Genomic DNA, 22104 nt, shown 5'->3' with positions numbered 1-22104 from the left:
AGAAATAAGTGGACGAGGTCAGGTTGACAAGTAATCAGGACACGTGCGCAGCCGCCGCCGTGTGGCGCATGCGCCCCTCGCCGTCGACCGCGAAGCAACCCCTCGTGGCGGCACCGATGCGACAAGTGAGACCCTCGACGGAGTTCCTGATACCTCGTCCGTCGTAAAGTCTTCGTCAACTGCCCGCACTTCGGATCACGTCTGCAGGGTGTCCGGATATCGGGTATCGCTACGCGGAGGAGCGGTGCAAGCATGGGATTCGAAAGCGTAGATCCACAACTGCCGTCGAATCTGCCGGTGGTAGCGGCAATGGCCTTGGTCGACGGGGGAGTTGGCGTTATCGCTCCGTGAACATCTCGTTATCGACAAACGTGTTGAATACATGAAGGATGTGCTCGATCCGTACCGACCCCCACTTCAGCTGATCATGGCTGATTCGGTGCGCATGAGGGAGAGACATCACCATGGGCCGCTATTTGCTGCGCAGACTGGCGAACTACTTGGTCCTGGTCGTCGTCGCAGCGTCCCTCACCTACTTTCTGGCCGGGCTCAGCCTCAACCCCCGCGCCAAGTTCGAAGGCCGCAATCCGCCGCTGCCCGCGTCGTCCATCACCAAGACGCTGGACGACTACAACATGAACCCGGACACGCCGATCCTGTCCCGGTTCGGACACTGGGCGGAGGGCGTCGTCCACGGCGACCTCGGCAAGACCATCGAAGGCGACGACGTCAACGACGACTTCGGCCGCCGGGTCGGCGTCTCCACCCGGCTGCTGCTGATCGCCACCCTCATCGGCTCCGTCGGTGGTGTCGCGCTCGGCGCCTTCGGCGCCATTCGCCAATACCGGCTCTTCGACCGGTTCACCACCCTCGCCTCGTTCTTCGTGCTGGCCATGCCGGTGTTCGTGATCGGCGTGGCGCTGAAGATCGGCGCCACCGCGTTGAACGACGGCTCGCAGACCATCAAGGTGCTCGGTGAGTACGACCCGCAGTACGCGGGGCAGTGGAACTTCGACGCCCTCGTCAACCGCGCCCAGCACATGCTGCTGCCGGCGCTGACCCTGATCATCCTTCAGGTCGCGCTCTACAGCCGCTACCAGCGCTCCACCATGCTCGACGTCCTCGGCAGCGACTTTCTGCGCACAGCCCGGGCCAAGGGACTGCGTCGGCGAAAGGCCCTGGTCAAGCACGGGCTGCGGACCGCGATCCTGCCCGTCGTGCCGCTGCTGGTCTACAACATCGTGCTGCTCTTCACCGGAGCGACCTTCACCGAGAAGACCTTCGGCTGGCACGGCATGGGCGAACTCCTCGTGGACTCGATCAACAAACAGGACGTCAACTCCGTCGCCACCGTGGGGCTGTTCTCGGCCGTCCTGGTGCTGATCGCCGGCGTGCTGTCCGATCTGCTGTACGCGGCGCTCGACCCGCGCGTACGGGTCCGCTGACCTCCCAGCCACCGCTGGGAGGTGCCCCCACCCCCAGCTACCGCTGGGCGGTACCCCCATCGCCGACCGGCCCCACCCCCACCGCCCCTCAGGAGAGCGCGCGATGAGCGTTCAGCTGCCCCCCGCCACCGAACCGGCACCCGGCTCCGTCCCACCCGGTGAAACCGATGGCCGCCCCGCCAAGGCCCGCACCTCACGGCTGCGGCTGACCGTCCGCCGCTTCGCCCGTAACCGACTGGCACTGTTCGGACTGTTCCTTCTGGTGCTGCTGTTTCTCGGCGCCTATGGCGGCCCGTTCCTCACCAAGTGGGACTACCAGCAGCACGACTTCATGAACTTCCTCTCCAGCCCCTCCGGGGACCACTGGTGGGGCACCACGCAGGGTGGCGTCGACCTCTTCTCGCTCACCATGCGCGGCCTGCAGAAGTCGCTGATCATCGGCCTCCTGGTCGGTGTCATCTCCACCTTCCTGGCCGCCACCGTCGGTGCCTTCGCCGCGTACTTCGGCGGCTGGACCGACCGGGTGCTGATGTGGATCGTCGACCTGCTGCTGGTGATGCCCGCGTTCCTGATCATCGCCGTGCTGTCGCCCGCCTTCCGCGGTGCGACCTGGCTGATCTTCGTGATCCTGCTCGGCGCCTTCAGCTGGATGATCACCGGACGCGTCGTACGCTCCATGACCTTCACGCTCAAGGACCGGGAGTTCGTCAAGGCCGCCAAGTACATGGGCGTCCCCGCGCCCGTCATCATCTTCCGGCACATCCTGCCGAACATGGCCTCGATGCTGATCATCGACACCGTCATCCAGGTCGGCGCGGCGGTTATCGGCGAAAGCGGCCTGTCGTACTTCGGGTTCGGCGTGCAGGCGCCCGATGTCTCCCTCGGCACGGTCATCGCCGACAACACCACCAATGCCTCCACCTACCCGTGGCTGTTCTTCTTCCCGGCCGGCTGTCTGGTGCTGATCGGCGTCTCCATCTCCTTCATCGGCGACGGTCTGCGCGACGCCCTCGACCCCAACGCGTCCGGCGCGAAGGCGCGTTCGCCGCGCAGGAAGCAGCAGCCGAAGAAGCGGGCCGCGGTGCCGGCACAGGCGACGTCTTCCGGCGCCCGGCCCACCGAGCCCGGGACGCCCGCGGGCAACCAGGGCGCCGCCTCGTGAACCGCGCCGCCCACCCCCAGCAGAAACTTCAGCACCCCGCGCACCGCGCGCCCCAGGAAGGACCCCGACGGTGACCGAGACCAGGCCGTCCCAGCCCACCGAGGCCCTCGACGCGGCGCAGCCCGTCCTCGCCGTCAGCGACCTGACGGTCTCCTTCCCGAGCGAAGCGGGCGAGGTGCAGGCCGTCCGTGGCGTCTCCTACGCCGTGCGTCCCGGCGAGGTGCTCGGCATCGTCGGCGAGTCCGGCTCCGGCAAGTCCGTCTCCTCCATGGCCGTACTCGGGCTGCTGCCGGAGACCGCCCAGGTCACCGGCTCCGTCAAGCTCGCCGGACGCGAACTGCTCGGCCTCGGCGACGCCGCCCTGTCGAAGATCCGCGGCAAGGACATCGGCATGGTCTTCCAGGACCCGCTGTCCGCGCTGACCCCCGTCTACTCCGTCGGCGACCAGATCATCGAGGCCCTCCAGGTCCACCAGTCGCTGGACAAGAAGGTCGCCCGCAAACGGGCCATCGACCTCCTCGACGTGGTCGGCATCCCGGATTCCAGGCGCCGGGTGGACGCCTTCCCGCACGAGTTCTCCGGCGGGATGCGCCAGCGCGCGATGATCGCCATGGCCATCGCCAACGACCCCAAGGTCATCATCGCCGACGAGCCCACCACCGCCCTCGACGTGACCATCCAGGCCCAGGTCCTGGACGTGCTCAAGACCGCCCAGGAGGTCACCGGCGCCGCCATCGTCATGATCACCCATGACCTCGGTGTCATCGCCGGGTTCGCCGACCGGGTGCAGGTCATGTACGCGGGCAAGCCGGTCGAGACGGGCCCGGTGGACGAGGTCTACTACAGGCCGCGGATGCCGTACACCATCGGCCTGCTCGCCTCGATCCCGCGGCTGGACGAGGTGCGGGCGGAGGGCACCGCGCGCCGTGCCCTCACCCCCATCGACGGCAACCCGCCCAAGATGGTCGACCTGGCACCCGGCTGCCCCTTCGCCCCGCGCTGCCCCATCGCCATCGACCGGTGCCGCACGACGGAGCCGGAACTGGTCGTCGTCGAGGGCTCCCAGCACCCCACCGCCTGCCACCGCGCGCACGAGATCGGCGCGGGTCTCGACCGGGACGCCGTCTTCCCGGTACCGGTCCTGCCGGAATCCGGCGCGATCGAGCGGCTGCCGCGCGAGGAGCGCCCCACCGTCCTCGAACTCGACGGGCTCGTCAAGCACTTCCCGCTCACCAAGGGTGCGATCGTCAAGCGCACGGTGGGCACCGTACGGGCCGTGGACGGCATCACCCTCGACATCCGCGAGGGCGAGACGCTGGGCCTGGTCGGCGAGTCCGGCTGCGGCAAGACCACCACCCTGCTGGAGATCCTCGACCTGCCCAGCGGACAGGCCGGCACGGTCACCGTCTTCGGCAAGAACATCCGCGGTCTCAGCAGGGCGGACCGCAAGGGGCTCCGCCGCGATATGCAGATCGTCTTCCAGGACCCGATGGCGGCACTCGACGCCCGGATGCCGGTCGGCGACATCCTCGCCGAACCGCTGAAGACACACGGCTGGGACAAGGAACGCATCGCCGCCCGCATCCCCGAGCTCCTCGACATGGTCGGCCTGGAGGCCGAGCACGCCGACCGCTATCCGCAGGAGTTCTCCGGCGGCCAGCGCCAACGCATCTCCATCGCCCGCGCCCTCGCGCTGGAACCCAAACTCGTCATCCTCGACGAGCCGGTCTCCGCCCTCGACGTGTCCATCCAGGCAGGTGTCCTCAACCTCCTCGACGAGCTGAAGACCCGCCTCGGCCTCAGCTACCTCTTCGTCGCCCACGACCTGTCCGTCGTACGGCACATCGCCGACCGCATCGCGGTCATGTACCTCGGCCGGATCGTGGAACTCGGCGCGGCCGACGACGTCTTCGCCGCGCCCTCCCATCCGTACACCCAGGCGCTGCTGTCCGCGGTGCCGCTGCCCGACCCCCGCAAGGAGCGGGAGCGCACCCGGGTCCTGCTCAGCGGCGATCTGCCCAGCCCGGCGGACGTACCGTCCGGCTGCCGGTTCGCCGGCCGCTGCCCGAAGTACGCCGGACTGACCGACAGCGAGCAGGCGCGCTGCCGGGACGAGGACCCCGCCACGGCCACCCTCGGCACCGACCACGCGGCGGCCTGCCACTATGCGGCGCCGCTCGACGTCGTCCGGCCCGCAGCGGACTGATCCGCGCACCCGTCCGCTCCGCACCCGCACATCCGTAGCCCGTACGTTTCCGACAGCTCAGGAAGAGGCATCCGTGAAGGTCTCCCGCTATCCCGTCGCCCTCGTCGCGACCCTCGCCGTGTCCTCGCTGGCACTGACCGCCTGCGGCGGCTCGGACAGCGACGACGACGCGCAGCAGAAGGCGCCGGAGGGCACCACTGCCCTCAACATCAAGGCGACGGACCCTGCGAAGCTCAAGCAGGGCGGGACCATGAACTGGGCCATCACCACCTTTGCCACCCAGTGGAACATCGCGGAGATCGACGGCCTGCAGGCCGGCCCGACCGAGGTGATGAAGTCCCTCATGCCGAGCCTGTGGCACTCGGACACGCACGGTGTGCAGCACCCCAACAAGGCGTACCTGCTGGACGCCTCGTCCGCGACGGTCAAGGGCAAGCAGGTCGTCACCTGGCACCTGAACCCCAAGGCCAAGTGGTCCGACGGCACGCCGATCACCTGGAAGGACATCGCGGCCAACACGCAGGCCCTGGACGGTCACGACAAGGCCTACAAGGTGGGTTCCACCGTCGGGTTCGACCAGGTGGAGGACGTCAAGAAGGGCAAGGACGACTACGAGGCCGTCATGACCTTCGCCAAGCCGTTCGCGGACTGGAAGGGCATGTTCAACGCGTCGGCCAACCAGCCGATGTACCCGGCGAAGTACGTCTCCGACCCGAAGGCCTTCAACACCGCCTACGTCAACAAGATCCCGGTCACCGGCAACGCCTTCAAGGTCGGCAACATCGACAAGTCCGCCAAGACCGTGACGGTCGTGGCCGATCCGAAGTGGTGGGGGGACAAGCCCAAGCTGGACAAGATCACCTTCCACGCGATGGACACCGGCTCCATGCCCGGCGCCTTCGCCAACGGCGAGGTCGACTACTTCGACGTCGGCGGCGACGCCTCCGCCTACAAGCAGGCCTCCAAGGTGTCGGCCGGCGAGATCCGGGAAGCGGGCGGCCCCAACTACCGCCAGCTCACCTTCAACGCCGGGAGCGCCAAGCTGAAGGACCCGAAGGTCCGCCAGGCGCTCTTCATGGCCACCGACCGCGCGACGATCGCCAAGTCGGACCTCAAGGGCCTCGGCTGGAAGCCCTCCACCATGGACAACCACCTCCTGATCGCCAATCAGAAGGGGTACCAGGACAACTCGGGCAAGCTCGGTAAGTACGACCCGAAGGAAGCCGGCAAGCTCCTCGACGAGGCCGGCTGGAAGCTCAGCGGCAAGACCCGTAAGAAGGACGGCAAGGAGCTGTCGCTGCGGTTCATCATCCCGTCCAGCACGCCCGCGGCCACCAATGAAGGGTCGATGCTGACCCAGATGTACCAGCAGGTCGGCGTCAAGCTGCAGGTCCAGGCCGTGCCGTCGAACGACTTCTTCGACAAGTACATCACCCCGGGCGACTTCGACGTCACGCCCTACACCCTGCTCGGCACGCCGTTCCCCGCCAGCGGCTCCACCAACGTCTACAGCGCCAAGGGCGGCAACAACGACGCCCACGTCGGCAGCAAGAAGCTGGACGACCTCCTCAACGCCGCCAGCTCCAACGCCGCCGACCCGGCCGGCGCGCTCAAGCAGACCAACCAGGCCGACGCCGAGGCGTGGCAGCTCGCCGGAGTCCTGCCGCTCTACCAGCGTCCCGATATCGCGGCGATCAAGAAGAACCTCGCCAACATGGGCGCCCTCGGCATGACCGACGTGGTCTACGAGAACATCGGCTTCACCAAGTAGTCCGCCGAGAAGCGGTCCGCCGAGCGGCGGACTCACCGACGCCGGTGGCCGTACCCGAACGATCGGGTGCGGCCACCGGCGTTCGTGCGTAGGGGAGTTGACCGGCCGCCTCGGCCGCGATGCAGTCGGCGCGGCCGAGGCCGGGCCCGTCCTTCACGACCACCGGACAGGAAGACTCCGCGGACCACGCAGCAGGGCGCCCAACCGCCAGGAGAGGTCCGCCGGGTGGGCGTCCAGTTCCAGTTTCGGGCAGCGCTCCAGGAGGGTGCGCACGGCGATCCGTGCCTCCAGGCGGGCGAGCGGGGCACCGAGGCAGAAGTGGATGCCGTGGCCGAAGGCCACATGGCCCCTGGCGTCGCGGGTGATGTCGAAGCGCCCGGGGTCGTCGAACCGGAGGGGGTCGCGTCCCGAGTCGGCGATCACCGGGAGCACCACCTCCCCGCCGCCGGGGATCACCGTGCCCGCGATCTCGGTCGGCTCGACGGTGAAACGGAACGTGGACGTCTCCAGTGGCCCGTCGTAGCGCAGCATCTCCTCGACCGCGCCGTCGATCAGGGACAGATCGGCGCGCAGCGCGGCGAGTTGATCCGGGTGGGTCAGCAGCGCCAGGACACCGTTGGAGATGAGGTTGGCGGTGGTTTCATAGCCGGCGATCAGCAACAACTGGGCCATCCCCAGGAGTTCCTCCTGGCTGAGCCGGTCGCCGTCCTCGTCGCTCACCGCGATCAGGTCGGTCAGCAGATCGTCGCCGGGACGGGTGCGCTTCGTCTTCACCAGGGCGTCGAGATAGCCGGCCATGGCCGTCAGCGCTTCCCCGGTCTCCGGCGTCGGGGCACCGACCATCAAGATGTCGGTCCAGGTGCGGAAGGTCTCCCGCTCGAGGAAGGGCACGCCCAAGAGCTCGCAGATGACCGTGACCGGGAGCGGGAAGGACAGCCCTTCGACGAGGTCGCCGCGGCCTTCCGGGGCGGCGAGCATCGCCGCGAGCAGTTCGTCGGTCATCTCCTGGATGCGCGGCGCGAGGGAGGCCACCCGGCGCGCGGTGAAGGCACGGGCGACCAGTCCGCGGATACGGGTGTGCTGCGGCGCATTGGAGCGGAGCATCGACACCCCGATGGACACCGGCTGCAGCGTCTGCGCGGGCGAGGCGTGCCGCCACTCCTTCGACAGGCGGGGGTCGCCGAGGGCCGCACGCACCTCTTCGTAGCCGACGACCAGCCAGACGACCGTGCCCTCCGGGAGCCGTACGCGGTGCACGGGACCTCGTTCGCGCAGTCGCGCGTACACCTCGTGCGGATGGCGGACGAAATCCTCCCCCCATGCGGCCAGATCGAGGGTCCCCACCGGTTCCGTTGCCATCTGGCCTCCTGTCCCCGTGACCTGTGCCTCGGTACGGCCGGGTACGGGGGAACTATCCGTGGCGGTGGCTCCGCAAACCGTCGGCCGGTAAGCAACTGGGCACGCCCGAGGGGGCGTTGGAGTGCGGTGCCCGGCCGGGAGTGCTCCGGCGGGACGTCGGCCGCCGCACGCCGAGGGGCGTCCCCCAAGGCGGGTTCCGGGCTGCTGAGGTCCCGGGAGGGCGTCGTGGCCGGCTGCCGCGTGGTCGGTGTTGATGCTGGTGGGGGCGGCCCCGCCGGTCCGCTCTCCCCGCGCCGGGGGATCTGCCGAGCGAGGGGTCGCCGTCGGCCGTGGTGAGCGTTCCGCCCGAGGGCCCCGGCGGACGCCGCGCGCGAGGCGCGGCGGCGGACACGAGGGGTGCATGATGGAAGTAATCGAATAGACGCACGTAAAGAGGCGTAATTCGTGAGCGAAGGATTTCCGGAGACCGGTTACGAGGACGAGGAACCCGGCCCCGAGGGCATACGGCCCGACCGCGAGGGGCAGGCCGAGGCGTTCGACGCGATCGGCGACCGCTATGACGAGGCGTTCCCGTACAAGAAGGGGCAGCTCGCCGCCGCCGAGTGGCTGATCAGGACGCTGCCCGCCGGATCCCGTGTGCTGGACCTGGGCTGCGGCACCGGCCTGCCGACCGCCCGCCAGCTCGTGGACGCGGGGTTCGAGGTCGTCGGCGTGGATCTGTCGCGTCGGATGGTGGAACTCGCCCGGGAGTATGTGCCCTGTGCAACGTTCCACCGGCTGGACATCGCCGACCTGGGGCCCGACGGCCCCCATGACCTGGGGCGTTTCGATGCGGTCGTGTCCTTCTTCTCCCTGCTGATGCTGCCGCGTGTGGAGATCCCCGGCGCGCTGGGGATGATCCACGACCTGCTGGTCCCCGGTGGCCTGTTCACCCTCTCGATGGTGGAGGCCGACGTGGACTACTTCACGATCCCCTTCCTCGGCAACACCATCCGGGTGTCCGGTTACCTGCGCGACGACCTGCGCCAGGTCATCGAGGAGGCGGACTTCGAGGTCGTCGAGGAGTCCTCGTACACCTACGCCCCCGCGATCTCGGACGTGCCGCCCGAGGAACAGCTGTTCCTCAACTGCTCGCGACCCGGCTGAGACCGCCCCGCACGGACCCTGGCACCCACCGGACGGACGAGACGAGTCATGGAGCACCGCACTCCCGACCAAGGACCCGGCAGGCTCCCCGCCGGGGCCGGGGGCGGCTCCGCTCCCCGGGACCTGGCGATGGGCGCCGCACCCGTGGACACCGGCGCCACCCCGCCGTCCCGGCCGCCGTCCCCCGGAAGCGGCCGCTCCGACAGCGTCGGCGCGCCCCCGGAGGACCTGCCCGCGGAGGACCTGCCCCCGCCGGACCGCGGCTCCGCCTGCCGGGATCCGGCCGTGGAGCGCCCCGCGGAGGGGGCACGGGACGAGGCGGAGCGTGCCCCCGGGACCCCGACCGACCGGCTGCGGTACCTCGAGGCCGCGACGCGGCGGATCGCCCGGGGAATCGACCTGGACGCCACGCTCCGGGAGCTGTGCCGTGCGGTGATCCCCACGTTCGCCGACGCGATCCTCGTGCACCTGCGTGACCCCCTGCCGACCGGGGACAGCCCACCGGACGGCCCGCTTTCCCTGCGGCTGCACAGCATTGCGCAGGGGCCGGAGGAGTCGGTCACCGCCGCGCCTCCGGGCGCCGCCGGCTTCGTGCAGCTGACGGCCACCGGCCGCTTCGCCGAGCTTCTGCTGGCCGGGCGTCCCGTGTTCGGTGACGCCCCGGAGATCGCGCCCGCGGTGGGCGAGCTGCTGGAGCCGGTGGCGAGCATGCCGACGACACCGTCCCCGGGCCGACGGCTGATCATCGCTCCGATGTACGGACGCCACCACCTCATCGGCACCGTCGCCCTCCTGCGCGGCGCCGACCGGCTCGCCTTCACCGAGGACGACCTCCTCGTCGCCTCCCAGCTCGCCACCCACACCGCCTTCGGTGTCGACAAAGTGATCCTCGACGGGCAGGAAGCCTCACTCGCCGACGCCCTCCAGCTCACGATGCTGCCCTCCTCCCTCCCCGAGACCACAGGTGTCCGACTGGCGAGCCGGTACCTGCCCGCCGCCGAGACCTCCCAGGTGGGCGGCGACTGGTACGACGCGATCCCGCTGCCCGGCAACCGTGTCGCGCTGGTCGTCGGCGACGTCATGGGCCATTCGATGACCTCCGCCGCGATCATGGGCCAGCTGCGCACCACCGTGCAGACCCTCGCCGGGCTCGACCTGCCGCCGGAAGAGGTCCTCCATCACCTCGACGAGCAGGCCCAGCGCCTCGGCAGCGACCACATGGCGACCTGCCTCTACGCCGTCTACGACCCGATATCGCAGCGGCTCCTGGTGGCAGACGCGGGCCATCCGCCCCCGGTACTCCTGCACCCCGACGGGGTGGGCGAACTGCTGCAGATCCCGCCCGGCGCGCCGATCGGCGTGGGCGGTGTCCCCTTCGAATCCGTGGAGATGCCCGCCCCCACGGGAGCGACCCTGCTCCTGTACACCGACGGCCTCGTCGAGTCCCGGAGCAGGGATGTCCGGACCGGAGTGGAGCTGCTGCGCACCCGCCTGCAAGCGGCCGCCTCCGTGGTCGCCTCCCCGCCGCTGGAAATGCTCTGCGACGCGGTGCTGACGATCCTCGACCAGGGCACCCGGGACGACGATGTCGCGCTGCTCGCCGCCCGGTTCGACGGCTTCCCGCCGCGCAACGTCGCGTACTGGTACCTCAACCCCGAACCGCAGACCGCCGGCCGGGCCCGGCAGCTGACCCGCAGGGCACTGCACCGCTGGGGCCTGGACCCGATGCTCGACACGACCGAGCTCCTGGTCAGCGAGGTGGTGACCAACGCGGTGCGCTATGCCTCCCGGCCGATCGCCCTGCGGCTGATGCGCACCGATGTGCTCCGCTGCGAGGTGGGCGACGATTCGCCGCAGGTGCCCCGGATGCGGCGTGCCCAGGCGGGTGACGAGGGCGGACGCGGCCTGTTCCTGGTCGACCGGCTCGCCCAGCGCTGGGGAGCGACCCGGCTGAGCACGGGCAAGGTCGTGTGGTTCGAGCAGCCGATCCCCGAGGAACACCGCCCGGAGGAACGGGACGCGCCGTAACTCCCGGCCGCGGTTCACCCACGCGGGACCTCCGGCTGCCGCCATTGCGCCCACCCGCCTGTGCTGCACCGCCCTGCTTGCTCCGTACCAACCCGCCTGCACGGGCGCGAACTTCAGCCGGGCCCCGCGTTTCGGTGAGGGTGAGCAGGGCACACGCTCTGTAGTCCCCGGCCGGCCCCCCGTCCGGCCGGGGACCCCGCCCCGGCCGCGGTCGCGCGAGCGGACGCGCCCCCGACGGTCACCCCAGCTCGTACCGGAGCAACAGCCCGTACAAGCGGGAACGAACGGGCCGCCCGGTCGGCCACACGGGCCCCGCGGGAGCACGCATTCCGGTGACCATGCGTCGGATGATCGGCCAGGTGTTCCACCGGCGCATTCCGTCCGATGCGTCGCGCGCCCGGCCGGTGGGAGGAATCTGCCGACTAAACCTCGGCCCCGCCTGTCGCGTTTTCCCTCACGGCTCGTTGTCGCTCACATGATTCCCTGTAGCAGCCCTGTCTCCGGTACCAAGCATATGAACAGGCCGAAGAGCGTCAGCTGGGCCGGACGCATCGCCCTGATCGAGCCCGCCCCCAAACCGGCCCGCTACGCCCGCTATCTGGCGCCCCATTGGAAGGGCATGGCGCGCCTGGACAGCGACAACGGGATCGGCGCCCTCCCGGCCGCCCTCCTCCTGCTGCTGGCCGCGGCGCTGCTGTTCGGAGCCGGCGGCGCCGGAGCCGCCCTGGCGGTACGAGCGGCCTGCGGGCAGCCCCAACTGCTGGAATTCTGGCTGGCCTTCGACACCGCAGCGGCCCTGATCCTGGCGGGCTCCTACTGGCTGGTGAGCCGCTACGGCCTGCGCTTCTACGACACCGAACCGGCCGACAACGAGATCTGGCGCCTGGTGACCGTGGCCAACACCGCCTGGCGGGCCCTTCCCCGCTCCCACCGCCGCATCCACCAGCCCCGACTGCGCGCCGCCAACACCGCGGCCCGCCTCCTGCTCACCGACCACGGCGATACTCGCACCCGTCAGGTCCTGGCCGCACATACCGAGCTCCTGCGCCATCTGTCGATCACCGTGCTGCCGGACACCCAGTCGCACGGTCAGGCGGACGAAGCCCTCACCGCGGTTCTCGCCCACGATGCGGACGCATGCCAGATCCTGGATGCCACCACCCCCGTACCGCCCACCTCGCTCCCGTCACTCACCGCGGCATCGGCGTAGCGGCCGGTCTCACCCCTCCGGGGGCAGAGAACGCCGTCTGCGCTCCAGGAAGTGGCGCTCGGCCGCGTTCTCGGTGCGGGCGCTCGCCTTCTCGTACGCCAGGGCCGCCTCGGTGGTGCGGCCCAGGCGGCGGAGCAGGTCGGCACGGACGGCGTGGAAGACGTGATAGCGGTCGAGCCGGAGGCCGTCGACGAGGGCCAGTGCCTCCTGCGGCCCCTCGACCTCGGCCACCGCGACCGCACGGTTGAGGGCCACGACGGGGCTCGGGTCGAGGGCGAGCAACTGGTCGTACAGCTGGAGGATCTGCCGCCAGTCGGTGTCGGCCGCGGTCGGCGCGTCGCTGTGGACGGCCTGGATCGCCGCCTGGATCTGGTACGGGCCCGGCTGGTCGCGTCGCAGGCACTGCCGGACGAGGGCATGGCCTTCGGCGATGAGACGGTGGTCCCAGCGACGGCGGTCCTGGTCGGCGAGCAGTACGAGGTCGCCGTCCGGGCCGGTACGGGCGTCGCGGCGCGATGCGGTCAGCAGCATGAGGGCGAGCAGCCCGACGGCCTCGGGTTCGTCGGGCATCAGCTCGGCGAGCAGCCGGCCGAGGCGGATCGCCTCCCCGCAGAGGTCGTCGCGGACCAGCGCCTCGCCCGAGCTGGCCGTATAGCCCTCGTTGAAGACGAGATAGACGACGGCCAGTACGGCCCGGAGGCGGTCGGGAAGGTCGGCGTCGGTGGGGATCCGATACGGGATCCGGGCGTCGCGGATCTTGCCCTTGGCCCGGACGATCCGCTGCGCCATGGTCGGCTCGGCGACCAGGAAGGCGCGGGCGATCTCCGCGGTGGTGAGCCCGCCGAGGAGCCGGAGGGTGAGGGCGACCCGGGCGGCGGGGGCGAGCGCGGGGTGGCAGCAGGTGAAGATCAGGCGTAGCCGGTCGTCGCGCACGGGTCCCTCCTCGGCCGGTGCGTCCCCGGCGTGCAGCAGTGCGGCGCGGGCCTGCCGGTCCTCGCGGGAGGCCTCCCGGCGGAGGCGGTCGATCGCCCGGTTGCGGGCGGTGGTGATGATCCAGCCCGCCGGGCTCGGGGGCAGCCCGGTGGACGGCCAGCGCTCGGCCGCCGTGGTGAACGCGTCCTGGACCGCCTCCTCGGCGACGTCGATGTCACCGAAGACGCGGACCAGGACGGCGACCGCACGGCCGTACTCCTCGCGGAACACACCGGAGATGTCGGATGCGGTCGCCTTCGGCATGCGGAAGGTCACCCGCAGGACCCGTGCTGAAATGGCCTGACCTCGATGGGGAGCGTGGTGGCGCGGGCGAGCTTGCGGCCCCATGCGAGCGCGGCGTCGAGGTCCGGGGCCTCGATGACGGTGAAGCCACCGAGGTGCTCCTTGCCCTCGATGTAGGGCCCGTCGGTCGTCAGCGTCTCGTCGTCCTTCTGGCGCACCACGGTGGCCGTGCTCGCCGCATGCAGGCCCCCGGAGAACACCCAGGCGCCGGCCGCTCTGAGCTCGGCCTGCAGGGCCTCCACATCCCGCATGATCGGCTCCAGGAACTCCGGCGGCGGCGGGGTCCCGTCCCCGTCGGGCTGGTAGATGCTGAGCAGGTAGTGCGTCATGGTGTGCCTCCTTGGCCGAGCGGTGCGCCGACGCCGTGCCGGCGTCTCACCCTCTATACGAATGACCTCGTCCCGGATCGACACCGGGCCACGACCGGCCGGAAGATTTTTCTGCGCCCGCTCCGACGGCGGGGAGCGGAAGGGGCCTCCCCTCCCAGCGTGAGCCCTCGGCCGGAGCACCGGAGCGGGGGCTCACCGGGCATCCGTGATGCCGGCTCGTCGGTGTCCGTGCGGCCCGCCGGTCCGCTGCCCGTCCGCTGCCGCGTGCCTTTGGGGGAATGCGGGCCCGCACACGTTCGAAGGCGCCATCGAGGTGATACCTCGTTGGGGTATGCGCGGAGGCCGGGGTCCCGTCCCTCGCGCGGCAGGCGTCCCTCTTCCGGCCCCGGGCACGGGAGGGGTGGGAGGTGGTGGCGGCCAGGTGCGGAACCGATCCGGCAGGGAGCGCGGGCCTTCCCCCGCCGCCCACGGGGTCAAGGCGCGGCAGCGCAGGAACAGTGCGCAGCGCCCGGCCCGAGGGGCGCGGGCCATGGGCATGCGCGGGTCGGTGGGGGACAGGCCGGATCGCGGTCCGGGGGTGGCCGCCGAGGTTTCCCGGTCGCTGCGGGTGGCGGCCGCATACGGGTGGCGCCTGATCGTCGTCGGTGCGGCCGTCTACGCGATCTTCGCGGCGCTGGGGCGGTTCCACCTGGTGACGCTGGCGGTCTTTCTGGCCCTGGTGCTGACGGCCCTTCTGGAGCCGTCGGTCCGTCTGCTGAACCGCTGGATGCCGCGGTCCGTGGCGGTCACGGTCGGCCTGCTGCTAGGCATCCTGCTGCTCTTCGGTGTCCTGAGTCTGATCGGGGCGAATGTCGCCGGTGAGTGGGAAGGGCTGCGCCGGGAGTTCGTCGGGGGTGTTTCCAGGATCGAGCGGTGGCTCGAAGGACCGCCGTTCCGCGTGCGTCCGGGGACGCTTTCGGATCTGCAGGACCGGGTGTCGCGGTTCGTGTCGAGCCATCGCGCGAGTCTGATCAGCACGGCGCTCAGCGGCGTGGGCCGAGTGGTGGAAGTCCTGACGGTGGGCGTGCTGGCGCTGTTCTGTTCGGTCTTCTTCCTGCATTCGGGCGACCGGATGTGGGAGTGGTTCGGCGGTCAGCTGCCGGGGCGCGGGCGCCATCCCGTACGTCTCGCGGGGCGTGCCGCGTGGATCACCTTCACCGGCTACACCCGCGGGATCGTGGTGGTGGCCGCCACCAACGCGGTGCTGGTGGGGGTGATGCTCTTCGTCCTGAGGGTGCCCCTCGCCGTGCCCCTGGCCGTGCTGGAGTTCTTCGCCGCCTTCATCCCGCTGGTGGGTTCGCCCGTGGCACTGGCCGTGGCCGCCGTGGTGGCACTGGCAGCGAAGGGGCCACTGGTGGCCGCGGTCGTCGTGCTGCTGATCGTGGTCATCGGACAGATCGAGGGCCATGTGCTGCACCCCCTCGTGATGAGCCGGGCCGTCCAACTGCATCCGGTGGTGGTGGCGCTCTCGGTCATCTGCGGCAGCGTCACGGCGGGGGTGCCCGGGGCGGTCGTCGCCGTACCGCTGGTCTCCGTGGTCTGGTCCGTGTACGGCGTTCTGCGCGCAGACCCGAACGACACCCCCTAGACCTCGACGCAGCCGGGGTGCTGAGCGGCGCCCTTCCCGAGCCCCTTCCCGGCGACGGCAGTCCGCGGTCGTACCCGGGCAGACCGGCAGTACCCGGGCGGGCGCGCCGCTACGAGCGCCGGTGGCAACTGGTACCAACCGTCCCGGCTTTGCATGCCTTGTGCACTGTGTGAGGATCGCTCGTCGCGGCTGTGCGGGGAATTCAGTGAGGTCAAAGGACGGGTAGTGGGTAATTCGGTCTGGCCGGGGGCAGCGGAGGAGTCTGTTGTTCCGCACGAGGGACACGAGGGAGGGGCGTTGCGGCCGCACGGGCTGGTGGACCTGCGGGGCCCGGGAGACGTGCCGGCTCTGCTGTCGTATCCCGCGGGGGCGGTGGTCGTGGTCTCCGGCCTGCCGGGGAGCGGTAAGAGCACTCTGCTGCGGCGCTGGTCCGAGGCAGCGTCCGTGGTCGATCCGCGAGTCGTCCATGTCGCCTGCGAGGCGGTGATGCCGTCCTGGTTGCCGTACGCGGTGTACCGCCCGTGGGCGCGGTGGCGGTACTTCCGGTGGTTGCGTACGGCGGTGCGCGACGGCGAGCCGGTGCTGGTCCACGACTGCGGTGGCCGCCCGTGGATGCGCCGGTGGCTGGCCAGAAGCGCCGGACGCCAGGGACGCGAACTGCACCTGGTGCTGTTGGACGTCGGCGTGGCCGAGGCGCTGTCGGGCCAGAAGGCGCGCGGCCGCTTGGCCCCGCGACGCGCCTTCGTCCGACATCGCCGAGGCCTCGACCGTTTGCTCGGAGCCCTGTCCGGACCCGGCACGGCGCAGCCGCGTGCCCTACGGGTCGCCGGCGACGAAGCCGACACTTCATCCGCGCAGGGCGTCAGGCTCCCGGAACAGAAGCAGTCCGCACCACCGGCGACCCCGGCCGCCGACCCGGTGCGGGAGGCGATATCGGTGGTCCTGCTGGACCGCAGTTCACGAGAGCACGTGGCGGCGGTGGAGTTCGTCCCCGCGCCGCCCCGGTCTCGGTCGCCCCAGGCGCATACGGACCCTTCGGACGAGCCTGCTTGAGCCTCGGCGGCACGGCCCTTTCGTTCCCTGACGCCTCTTCGACGCATGTTTTCCCATGACCACGTTCCCTCTCCATGACGGACCGGGCTGCCCTACGCCGTGCGCACCCCGCTTGTGCCATCAGAGTCCGGATCCGTACGGCGGCACGTCCAGCCATGCCGGGGACGGGGGAGAACCTGGGACGCCCAGCCCTCCGGCCTGCGGGGACGCGGGCCTGAGGGCTGGCGTCGGCGTGGGACGGCAGAGCGCGGTGCCAGGGCCGGTATGGCGGACGGCCCCGAGTCCGGTTTCGGCCGGTGCCGGTTGGTGCGTACGGTCTGCCGCCCATGGTCCGGCAAGTTCCGCTCGGCGAGTCCCGTCCGGCAAGTCCCGTCCAGGGAGACCCGTCCGGCTCGCGCGGGCCGGCGTCCGCAGACCTCGTGCGGACCGACTCCCGCAAATGAGGTTCTTTCCGGACCGAGCGGCCGTCGGCCGGGCACGCGTTGCGGAGGCATTGCGTGGGGCTGGTTTGCGGGCGGCGTGAGGTGCAAGGCACCCTTACCCCATGTCATACGTGAGGCTCGAAGCCTGGATCGGTGGAGAGTGGCTGGAAGTGGACGCCGTGAGCGTCACCGTAATGGACTCTGCGCTGACCCTCTCCTTCGAGCCCCAGCGAAGCGAGTCGGGGTACCGGAGCCTCATCTGGGAGCCCCTGGAGAACTTCCTCAGGGAGTACCGCGAAGAGCCGGTCGTGGTGGTGCCGCTGGGGCGCAACCTGCCGGTGATGTTCGGCCCCGGCGCCGCGGGCCCCTTCCGGCTGGCGGAGACGCCGGGCAAGTGAGCGCCGTTCTCCGGCGCCCGCTCGGCCCCTCGTCAAACTCCCCGCAACCGGGCAAGGTCTACGTGAGTCCGGTCTGCGCCTTGCTGAACAGCACACCCTCGGAGTAGAAGAACACCGCGTTGCTGCTTCCGTCGGCGCCGTAGCACGTCCAGGTGACGGGATAGTCGTCGGCGAGTTTTTCGCTGTCCTGTTGGCAGGTGCTGGCGTAGGTGAACAAGAGTTTCTCGCTGCTGCCGGCCTTGAGCCGATGGAATTCGGCGAGGGTCAGTGGGTCACTGGTGGCGGCGGCACCTTGGTAGGCGCCTGCGATCACGAAAAGGCCGAGTATGCAGCCGCCGGCTATCGCGCTCTTCTTCACGAGTGGGGTTGTCCTTCTGCGGGTGGGGGGAAGCCGTGTGCTGGGAGTCCGGACATCACTGGACGTCACTGGACGCGAGGGGCGGCGCGTACGACATCGTCGGAGTGGGGGAGGGACGAGCGCTGCCGGGGCGGGAAGGGAAGCGGGACGGACTGCTCGGTACGGGGGCACCTCTCTGTGGGCGGGGTCGGCGGACGAGCCGCAGTGGAAGTCTAAGGTGCGCGCTCTCGCGGGTGTATCGGGACGTTCGTCCGGGAGCAGGTCCACGAGTGGAGACCCCGAACAAGGCCTGAACGTGGGGCAGCTGATCCCCCGAAGCCCGAAGCCCGAAGCCCGAAGTCGGGGGTTCGGGGCTTCCGGCCGCACATGCAGGTGGGGACGCGACGTTGCGCGCCCCCACCCCGCCGGTCGGTCAGTACGCTTCCGTGCACACGATGGTGCCGTTCCGCCGGTGAAGACAGCCCCAGGCCTTGGTCCCCTTGTCGTTGACCATGGCGGTGTACGCGGAGGAGCGGCCCGCCGCCACCGTTTTCGCGTAGCAGGTCGTGTGCCGGCAGACGCCGCCCCTGTTCCGGGCCTCGATGCGGTCACCGCCCCGAGCGTGGGTGACGCGGACCCATGCCGCCCGGCAGGACGAGCTGAAACGCAGCTCCACCAGGGGACCGACCTCGGCGCTGCGGCGGACGGTGCGTGCATGGCGGTCGCAGCCGGTGCGCATGGGACTCTTGCCGACGCAACCGCTGCCCGTGCAGTGCGCCGAGGCCGCGGCCGCGCTGGGAGCCGCGTTCCCTGGCACGGCCCCGGACAGGGCCAACAGGAGCGAGGCCGCTGCGGTGCCCCCGAGACGTATGACGCTGCGCATGGTGGGCTTCCCCCTCCCCGTCACTTGTAGGTGATGTCCCAGTGGCTGCTTTCCCGGGCGTAGATGTTGCCCGTGGAGGACTTGTACATGGGTGCTCCGTCGCCACGCTTACCGGCGTACCGGAACGTGTGCTTGATGTAGTTCGTGACGCACCCGGTCGGCGAGATGTCCACCTTGTAGCCGTTCCAGTGGCTGTACTGGCCTGAGGCATGGCCGGTCTCGGTGCCGCCGGTGATGGTGACCGCGCAGCGGCCGGCCCGCTTGAAGGCGATGATCCCCTTGATCGTGCCGGAGTTGATGCGGGTGAAGGAGGTGCATCGCCGGTTGTTGCGGTTCGAGCAGTGACCGCTGGAGGTCCAGCTGATACCGGCCGCCCGCAACTTGCTCGCGGCCTGCGCGTGCGTCAGCTTCGAACCGCTCGCGGCCGCGGTGTCGGCGACGACGACGGGCGCGGCGAGCGCAACCGCGGCCAGTACGGCGACTAAGCCGCTCCGAGCGGACAGGTGGGTGGACATAGCCGAGTTCCCTTCGTGACGACAATGCGAGGCGAGGGTCGATGGGGCCCCACTCCCCGAAGAGGACGGCTCGCCGGCAGGACGGCCGACCGTCACGGGCAGCGGCGCCCTCCCGCCTCGCCGCACCGATCATGTCCATCGGGCCGACGACGGAACACCCTCACCGGCCGGCCGGGGATCTCACGGGACGCCGTGGGCGCTGACCTGCTGGGACGCCCTGCCCCATGAGGTGATCGTGGGACGCCGGACGCCGGACGCTCTCCGTATGACCGGATCCCGGGGCGCACCCGAGCCGCACCACCCACGGACCGTGCTTGCCAACGGAGCAGGCGCGCGACAACCACCAGCTGTACACCGCCAGTAACCCTTGCGGCGCCTGGATGGGTGTACGGGGTGTCGTGTTTGCGCTGGTGAGCGCGGGGGAGTGTGCGCCTGGCGTGGTGTGGTTGTGTATATGTCTGTGTTTTGTAACACCAAACCGGATTTCTTCCGTCAAGGCGTGACGAGGCGTCACTGTGTGGGAGCCCGGTCAAACCGGCCGGGTATCCGGTTTCCGGCACCTCGTTATGGGTGCCGTATCCAGGGGGTTTTTGTGCTCCGTAACACTTCGCGTATCGCCGCCGCGGTCCTCGGTTCCGCGGCTCTGGCGGCCACCGCCGTCCTCCCCGCCGCGGCGGCCGGCCACGGCCACTCTCCGGCTCGGCATCACCGCTCGGCAGTGGTGCTCGGTGCGATCCAGTACGACAGCCCCGGGCGTGACGACCACTCCAACCGGAGTCTGAACGCCGAGTACGTGACGGTGAAGAACACCGGCCGCATGCCGGTCAACCTGCGTGGCTGGACCCTGTCGGACCGCGCCGGCCACATCTACCGCTTCGGCAACGTCCGCCTGGGCGGCCACTCCCAGGTCCGAGTCCACACCGGTATCGGCCGTGACAACCGCTGGGACCTCTACCAGGACCGGCGTGACTACGTCTGGGACAACCACCGGGGCACCGCGGTCCTGAGCAACGACCACCGCCGGGTCGTCGACATCGAAAGCTGGGGCCGGGGCCACCGCCACTGATCACCCCCAGCCGGTCGGTGAGAGGCGACGTCACCTCATCGGCCACACAGTGCGCCGCAGGTTCCTGCACCTGCGGCGCACTGCCATGTTCCGGCCCGCTCGGGAGGCAGGGGCGGGAGCTCGAGGAAGCCGGCCGCCCAGAGTGAAGACCGGCAGATCCGGCCTACGGCCAGTAGTCGGCCGCCTTGCGGTCGGCGGATCCCACGTATGGCCGACCCCTACCTGCGCCGCCAGTCCTCGAAGTCGTATACGGGCCCGAGGCCCGTTTCCCTTCCGGTGGTGAACTGCCTCAGCCCTCATCTCTCAGCCCTCATGGGAGCGAGCGGCTGCCCCTTGCGCAACGACACACCTCGTCGTGAGGGGATGTGCGGAACCGAGGATGCGGTCGGTGTGCGTCGGCGCAGGCGTTGCCGGCGAGGCGGCCTGCCTCCTCGGCGTCCCCCTTCAGCCCGAGCATGCGGGACCCGCAGGTGCCCCCGACGCTCGGTCATGAGCCGTCCGCCCCGCTGATCCGCATGTCCCGACCGGCCTGGTAGACGTGGGCCTGGCCGGAGGCGGTGGCGTGTTGGGTGATGGTGGGGGCGGGGGCGGTGTCCGGGGCGAGTTCGGCCAGCAGTGTGCGCAGTTCACCGGCGAGTTCCGGATGGGCGGTGAGCAGTCGGCGGATCCGGCCCTGCCACTCCGAGCCCATCTCGGCTTCGACCGCCTCGTCACCCGCGGCGCGGGCGCCCAGCAACTCCTCCCGCGTGACGTCGAGTTCGGCGGCGACGGCCGGTGCCCTGTCGGGCCGGGCCCGCTGCCACAGTGCGACCACTCTGTCCCTGACGCTGTGCCAGGTGTCGGTCGCCAGCAGAGTGACGAGAGTGGTCCCTGCGGTCCCTGCCAACGCTGCGATCTCCGGATCCACGATCGTCCCCCTCTGCCTGCGTGCCTCGACAGCGTCACCCTAGGACAGCCAGGGGTGCAAAGGGACCGGCGTACCGGAGTCGCCTTGCTGGTGACGGCGGTTGAGCGGCTGGAGGTCGAGGAGGGCTGGTCGTGGCGGGGGAGTTCCGTGGGGAAAGCGTGGATGCTCTGCGCTCCGTGGCGCGGGGGCAATCCGGCACTGTGGCCCCGGAGTTCTACCAGGGGACGGTTTCGCCGTGACGATCCAGGAACTGCAGGCCGGGAGCGCCGGCCTGCGCTTCGAGGATGTCGACGACGGCCGGGATGCTGTCGTGCGGGTCGAGCGGTGCGTCGGGTCCGCCGAGCCGAGTCCGATTGTGGCCGGGGTCGAGGAGCAGCTTGGTCTGTCCGTCGTTGGCATAGCGGGTGGCGTAACTGCGCATCAGCTGATTGAGCGCGGCCTTGCTGGCCTTGTAGAGCTCGTACCCGTCCTCGGTGTTTCGCGAGATGCTGCCCTGATCGGAGGACATGACCGCGACGGTTCCCCCGGGTGCGACGAGTCCGCGGAGGGCTTCGAGTGTGCGCAGCGGGCTCAACGCGTTGGTGACCATCACCTCGGTGAACATGTCGGTCGAGACCTCGTCGATCGACAGATTGCCGCGGTCGATCGCGGCATTGACGAAGAGCAGGTCGAGCTGACGATCCGCCAGTCGCTCGCGCAGCGCGGCCAGTTGTTCGGAGCTTGTCATCTCCAGTGATTCGACCTCCAGTCGTCCGTTCCAGACGTCGGCGTTCGCGTGCAACTCGCTGTCGTTCTGGCGTGTCGTGGCGATGACTCGCCAGCCGCGTCGAGCGAGCTCGCCTGCGAGGACGAGGCCTAAGCCCCGAGAGGCTCCGATGATGAGCGCTTGGCGGTGGGACGTGGCGGACATGTGCACTCCTTCGTGGTGGAGAGTTCAGACTAGACGCGGCGTTGCGTCTAGGCAA

At 70.1% G+C, this 22104-nt stretch carries 19 protein-coding genes; 11 read left to right on the top strand and 8 right to left on the bottom strand.

The genetic code is table 11. From position 1 onward, the window contains the following. The first annotated feature begins 464 nt into the window (after positions 1–464). The 4 genes from Scani_RS17330 to Scani_RS17315 all read left to right on the top strand — a co-directional run bounded on the left by Scani_RS17330 (position 465) and on the right by Scani_RS17315 (position 6584). Positions 465–1445: an ABC transporter permease gene (locus Scani_RS17330; protein WP_159476812.1), complete on the top strand. Its 981-nt coding sequence runs from the start codon at positions 465–467 to the stop codon at positions 1443–1445. A 103-nt stretch (positions 1446–1548) separates the two neighbouring features. Next, positions 1549–2607: an ABC transporter permease gene (locus Scani_RS17325; protein ID WP_159476809.1), complete on the top strand. Its 1059-nt coding sequence runs from the start codon at positions 1549–1551 to the stop codon at positions 2605–2607. 70 nt (positions 2608–2677) lie between these two features. Next, positions 2678–4813, top strand: a complete 2136-nt coding sequence (locus tag Scani_RS17320) for an ABC transporter ATP-binding protein (protein WP_159476806.1) — start codon at positions 2678–2680, stop codon at positions 4811–4813. 73 nt (positions 4814–4886) lie between these two features. Next, the gene (locus Scani_RS17315) at positions 4887–6584 is read left to right on the top strand and encodes an ABC transporter family substrate-binding protein (RefSeq protein ID WP_159476803.1); all 1698 of its coding nucleotides are present in this window, start codon (positions 4887–4889) and stop codon (positions 6582–6584) included. Between the two features lie 153 nt (positions 6585–6737). On the opposite strand, the gene Scani_RS17310 is transcribed toward Scani_RS17315, so the two are convergent. Next, positions 6738–7943 (bottom strand): cytochrome P450 family protein, encoded by a 1206-nt coding sequence (locus Scani_RS17310; RefSeq protein ID WP_159476800.1) that lies wholly within the window; start codon positions 7941–7943, stop codon positions 6738–6740. Between the two features lie 444 nt (positions 7944–8387). Here Scani_RS17310 and Scani_RS17305 point away from each other — a divergent pair, with 444 nt between their 5' ends. The 3 genes from Scani_RS17305 to Scani_RS17295 all read left to right on the top strand — a co-directional run bounded on the left by Scani_RS17305 (position 8388) and on the right by Scani_RS17295 (position 12327). Next, on the top strand, positions 8388–9089 hold the full coding sequence (locus tag Scani_RS17305; protein WP_159476797.1) for a class I SAM-dependent DNA methyltransferase: 702 nt from the start codon (positions 8388–8390) through the stop codon (positions 9087–9089). A 48-nt stretch (positions 9090–9137) separates the two neighbouring features. Further along, positions 9138–11117: an ATP-binding SpoIIE family protein phosphatase gene (locus Scani_RS17300; protein WP_246295949.1), complete on the top strand. Its 1980-nt coding sequence runs from the start codon at positions 9138–9140 to the stop codon at positions 11115–11117. Positions 11118–11631: 514 nt separating this feature from the next. Beyond that, entirely contained in the window at positions 11632–12327 is a 696-nt protein-coding gene (locus Scani_RS17295; RefSeq protein ID WP_159476794.1) for a hypothetical protein, read from the top strand. Positions 12328–12336: 9 nt separating this feature from the next. On the opposite strand, the gene Scani_RS17290 is transcribed toward Scani_RS17295, so the two are convergent. Together Scani_RS17290 and Scani_RS17285 are read right to left on the bottom strand one after the other, a co-directional pair. Next, positions 12337–13563, bottom strand: a complete 1227-nt coding sequence (locus Scani_RS17290; RefSeq protein WP_159476791.1) for an RNA polymerase sigma factor — start codon at positions 13561–13563, stop codon at positions 12337–12339. Positions 13564–13571: 8 nt separating this feature from the next. After that, positions 13572–13931 carry a YciI family protein gene (locus tag Scani_RS17285; protein ID WP_159476788.1) on the bottom strand — a complete coding sequence of 120 codons (360 nt, stop codon included), beginning with the start codon at positions 13929–13931 and terminating at the stop codon, positions 13572–13574. Positions 13932–14466: 535 nt separating this feature from the next. Here Scani_RS17285 and Scani_RS17280 point away from each other — a divergent pair. The 3 genes from Scani_RS17280 (at position 14467) to Scani_RS17270 (ending at position 17431) form a co-directional block, all read left to right on the top strand. Further along, entirely contained in the window at positions 14467–15558 is a 1092-nt protein-coding gene (locus tag Scani_RS17280) for an AI-2E family transporter (protein ID WP_174872812.1), read from the top strand. 297 nt (positions 15559–15855) lie between these two features. Next, positions 15856–16611: an AAA family ATPase gene (locus Scani_RS17275; RefSeq protein WP_246295946.1), complete on the top strand. Its 756-nt coding sequence runs from the start codon at positions 15856–15858 to the stop codon at positions 16609–16611. A gap of 544 nt (positions 16612–17155) precedes the next feature. Then, complete coding sequence (locus tag Scani_RS17270) at positions 17156–17431, top strand: hypothetical protein (protein ID WP_159476779.1); 276 nt, start codon at positions 17156–17158, stop codon at positions 17429–17431. 58 nt (positions 17432–17489) lie between these two features. Here the strand turns inward: Scani_RS17270 and Scani_RS17265 are convergent, their stop codons facing one another. The 3 genes from Scani_RS17265 to Scani_RS17255 form a co-directional block, all read right to left on the bottom strand. After that, positions 17490–17789 carry a hypothetical protein gene (locus tag Scani_RS17265; RefSeq protein WP_159476776.1) on the bottom strand — a complete coding sequence of 100 codons (300 nt, stop codon included), beginning with the start codon at positions 17787–17789 and terminating at the stop codon, positions 17490–17492. A 412-nt stretch (positions 17790–18201) separates the two neighbouring features. Further along, positions 18202–18651 carry a DUF2690 domain-containing protein gene (locus tag Scani_RS17260; protein ID WP_159476773.1) on the bottom strand — a complete coding sequence of 150 codons (450 nt, stop codon included), beginning with the start codon at positions 18649–18651 and terminating at the stop codon, positions 18202–18204. 20 nt (positions 18652–18671) lie between these two features. Next, positions 18672–19166 (bottom strand): hypothetical protein, encoded by a 495-nt coding sequence (locus Scani_RS17255; RefSeq protein WP_159476770.1) that lies wholly within the window; start codon positions 19164–19166, stop codon positions 18672–18674. Positions 19167–19758: 592 nt separating this feature from the next. Here Scani_RS17255 and Scani_RS17250 point away from each other — a divergent pair. Further along, positions 19759–20232: a lamin tail domain-containing protein gene (locus tag Scani_RS17250; protein WP_159476767.1), complete on the top strand. Its 474-nt coding sequence runs from the start codon at positions 19759–19761 to the stop codon at positions 20230–20232. Positions 20233–20719: 487 nt separating this feature from the next. On the opposite strand, the gene Scani_RS17245 is transcribed toward Scani_RS17250, so the two are convergent. Beyond that, positions 20720–21139 (bottom strand): hypothetical protein, encoded by a 420-nt coding sequence (locus Scani_RS17245; protein ID WP_159476764.1) that lies wholly within the window; start codon positions 21137–21139, stop codon positions 20720–20722. Positions 21140–21353: 214 nt separating this feature from the next. After that, positions 21354–22049: an SDR family NAD(P)-dependent oxidoreductase gene (locus tag Scani_RS17240; protein ID WP_159476761.1), complete on the bottom strand. Its 696-nt coding sequence runs from the start codon at positions 22047–22049 to the stop codon at positions 21354–21356. Positions 22050–22104: the final 55 nt, after the last annotated feature.

The organism is Streptomyces caniferus (assembly GCF_009811555.1).
Classification (GTDB): Bacteria; Actinomycetota; Actinomycetes; order Streptomycetales; family Streptomycetaceae; genus Streptomyces; species Streptomyces caniferus.
Note: the sequence above shows the minus strand (reverse complement) of the source record. Positions and strands in the feature narration are given on the sequence as shown.

Bases quoted from the DNA above. Each gene is read 5' to 3' on its own strand.
- Scani_RS17330 (WP_159476812.1), top strand. From the start codon at position 465: ATGGGCCGCTATTTGCTGCGCAGACTGGCGAACTACTTGGTCCTGGTC.
- Scani_RS17325 (WP_159476809.1), top strand. From the start codon at position 1,549: ATGAGCGTTCAGCTGCCCCCCGCCACCGAACCGGCACCCGGCTCCGTC.
- Scani_RS17310 (WP_159476800.1), bottom strand. From the start codon at position 7,943: ATGGCAACGGAACCGGTGGGGACCCTCGATCTGGCCGCATGGGGGGAG.
- Scani_RS17300 (WP_246295949.1), top strand. From the start codon at position 9,138: ATGGAGCACCGCACTCCCGACCAAGGACCCGGCAGGCTCCCCGCCGGG.
- Scani_RS17295 (WP_159476794.1), top strand. From the start codon at position 11,632: ATGAACAGGCCGAAGAGCGTCAGCTGGGCCGGACGCATCGCCCTGATC.
- Scani_RS17290 (WP_159476791.1), bottom strand. From the start codon at position 13,563: ATGCCGAAGGCGACCGCATCCGACATCTCCGGTGTGTTCCGCGAGGAG.
- Scani_RS17285 (WP_159476788.1), bottom strand. From the start codon at position 13,931: ATGACGCACTACCTGCTCAGCATCTACCAGCCCGACGGGGACGGGACC.
- Scani_RS17280 (WP_174872812.1), top strand. From the start codon at position 14,467: ATGCGCGGGTCGGTGGGGGACAGGCCGGATCGCGGTCCGGGGGTGGCC.
- Scani_RS17270 (WP_159476779.1), top strand. From the start codon at position 17,156: ATGTCATACGTGAGGCTCGAAGCCTGGATCGGTGGAGAGTGGCTGGAA.
- Scani_RS17260 (WP_159476773.1), bottom strand. From the start codon at position 18,651: ATGCGCAGCGTCATACGTCTCGGGGGCACCGCAGCGGCCTCGCTCCTG.
- Scani_RS17255 (WP_159476770.1), bottom strand. From the start codon at position 19,166: ATGTCCACCCACCTGTCCGCTCGGAGCGGCTTAGTCGCCGTACTGGCC.
- Scani_RS17240 (WP_159476761.1), bottom strand. From the start codon at position 22,049: ATGTCCGCCACGTCCCACCGCCAAGCGCTCATCATCGGAGCCTCTCGG.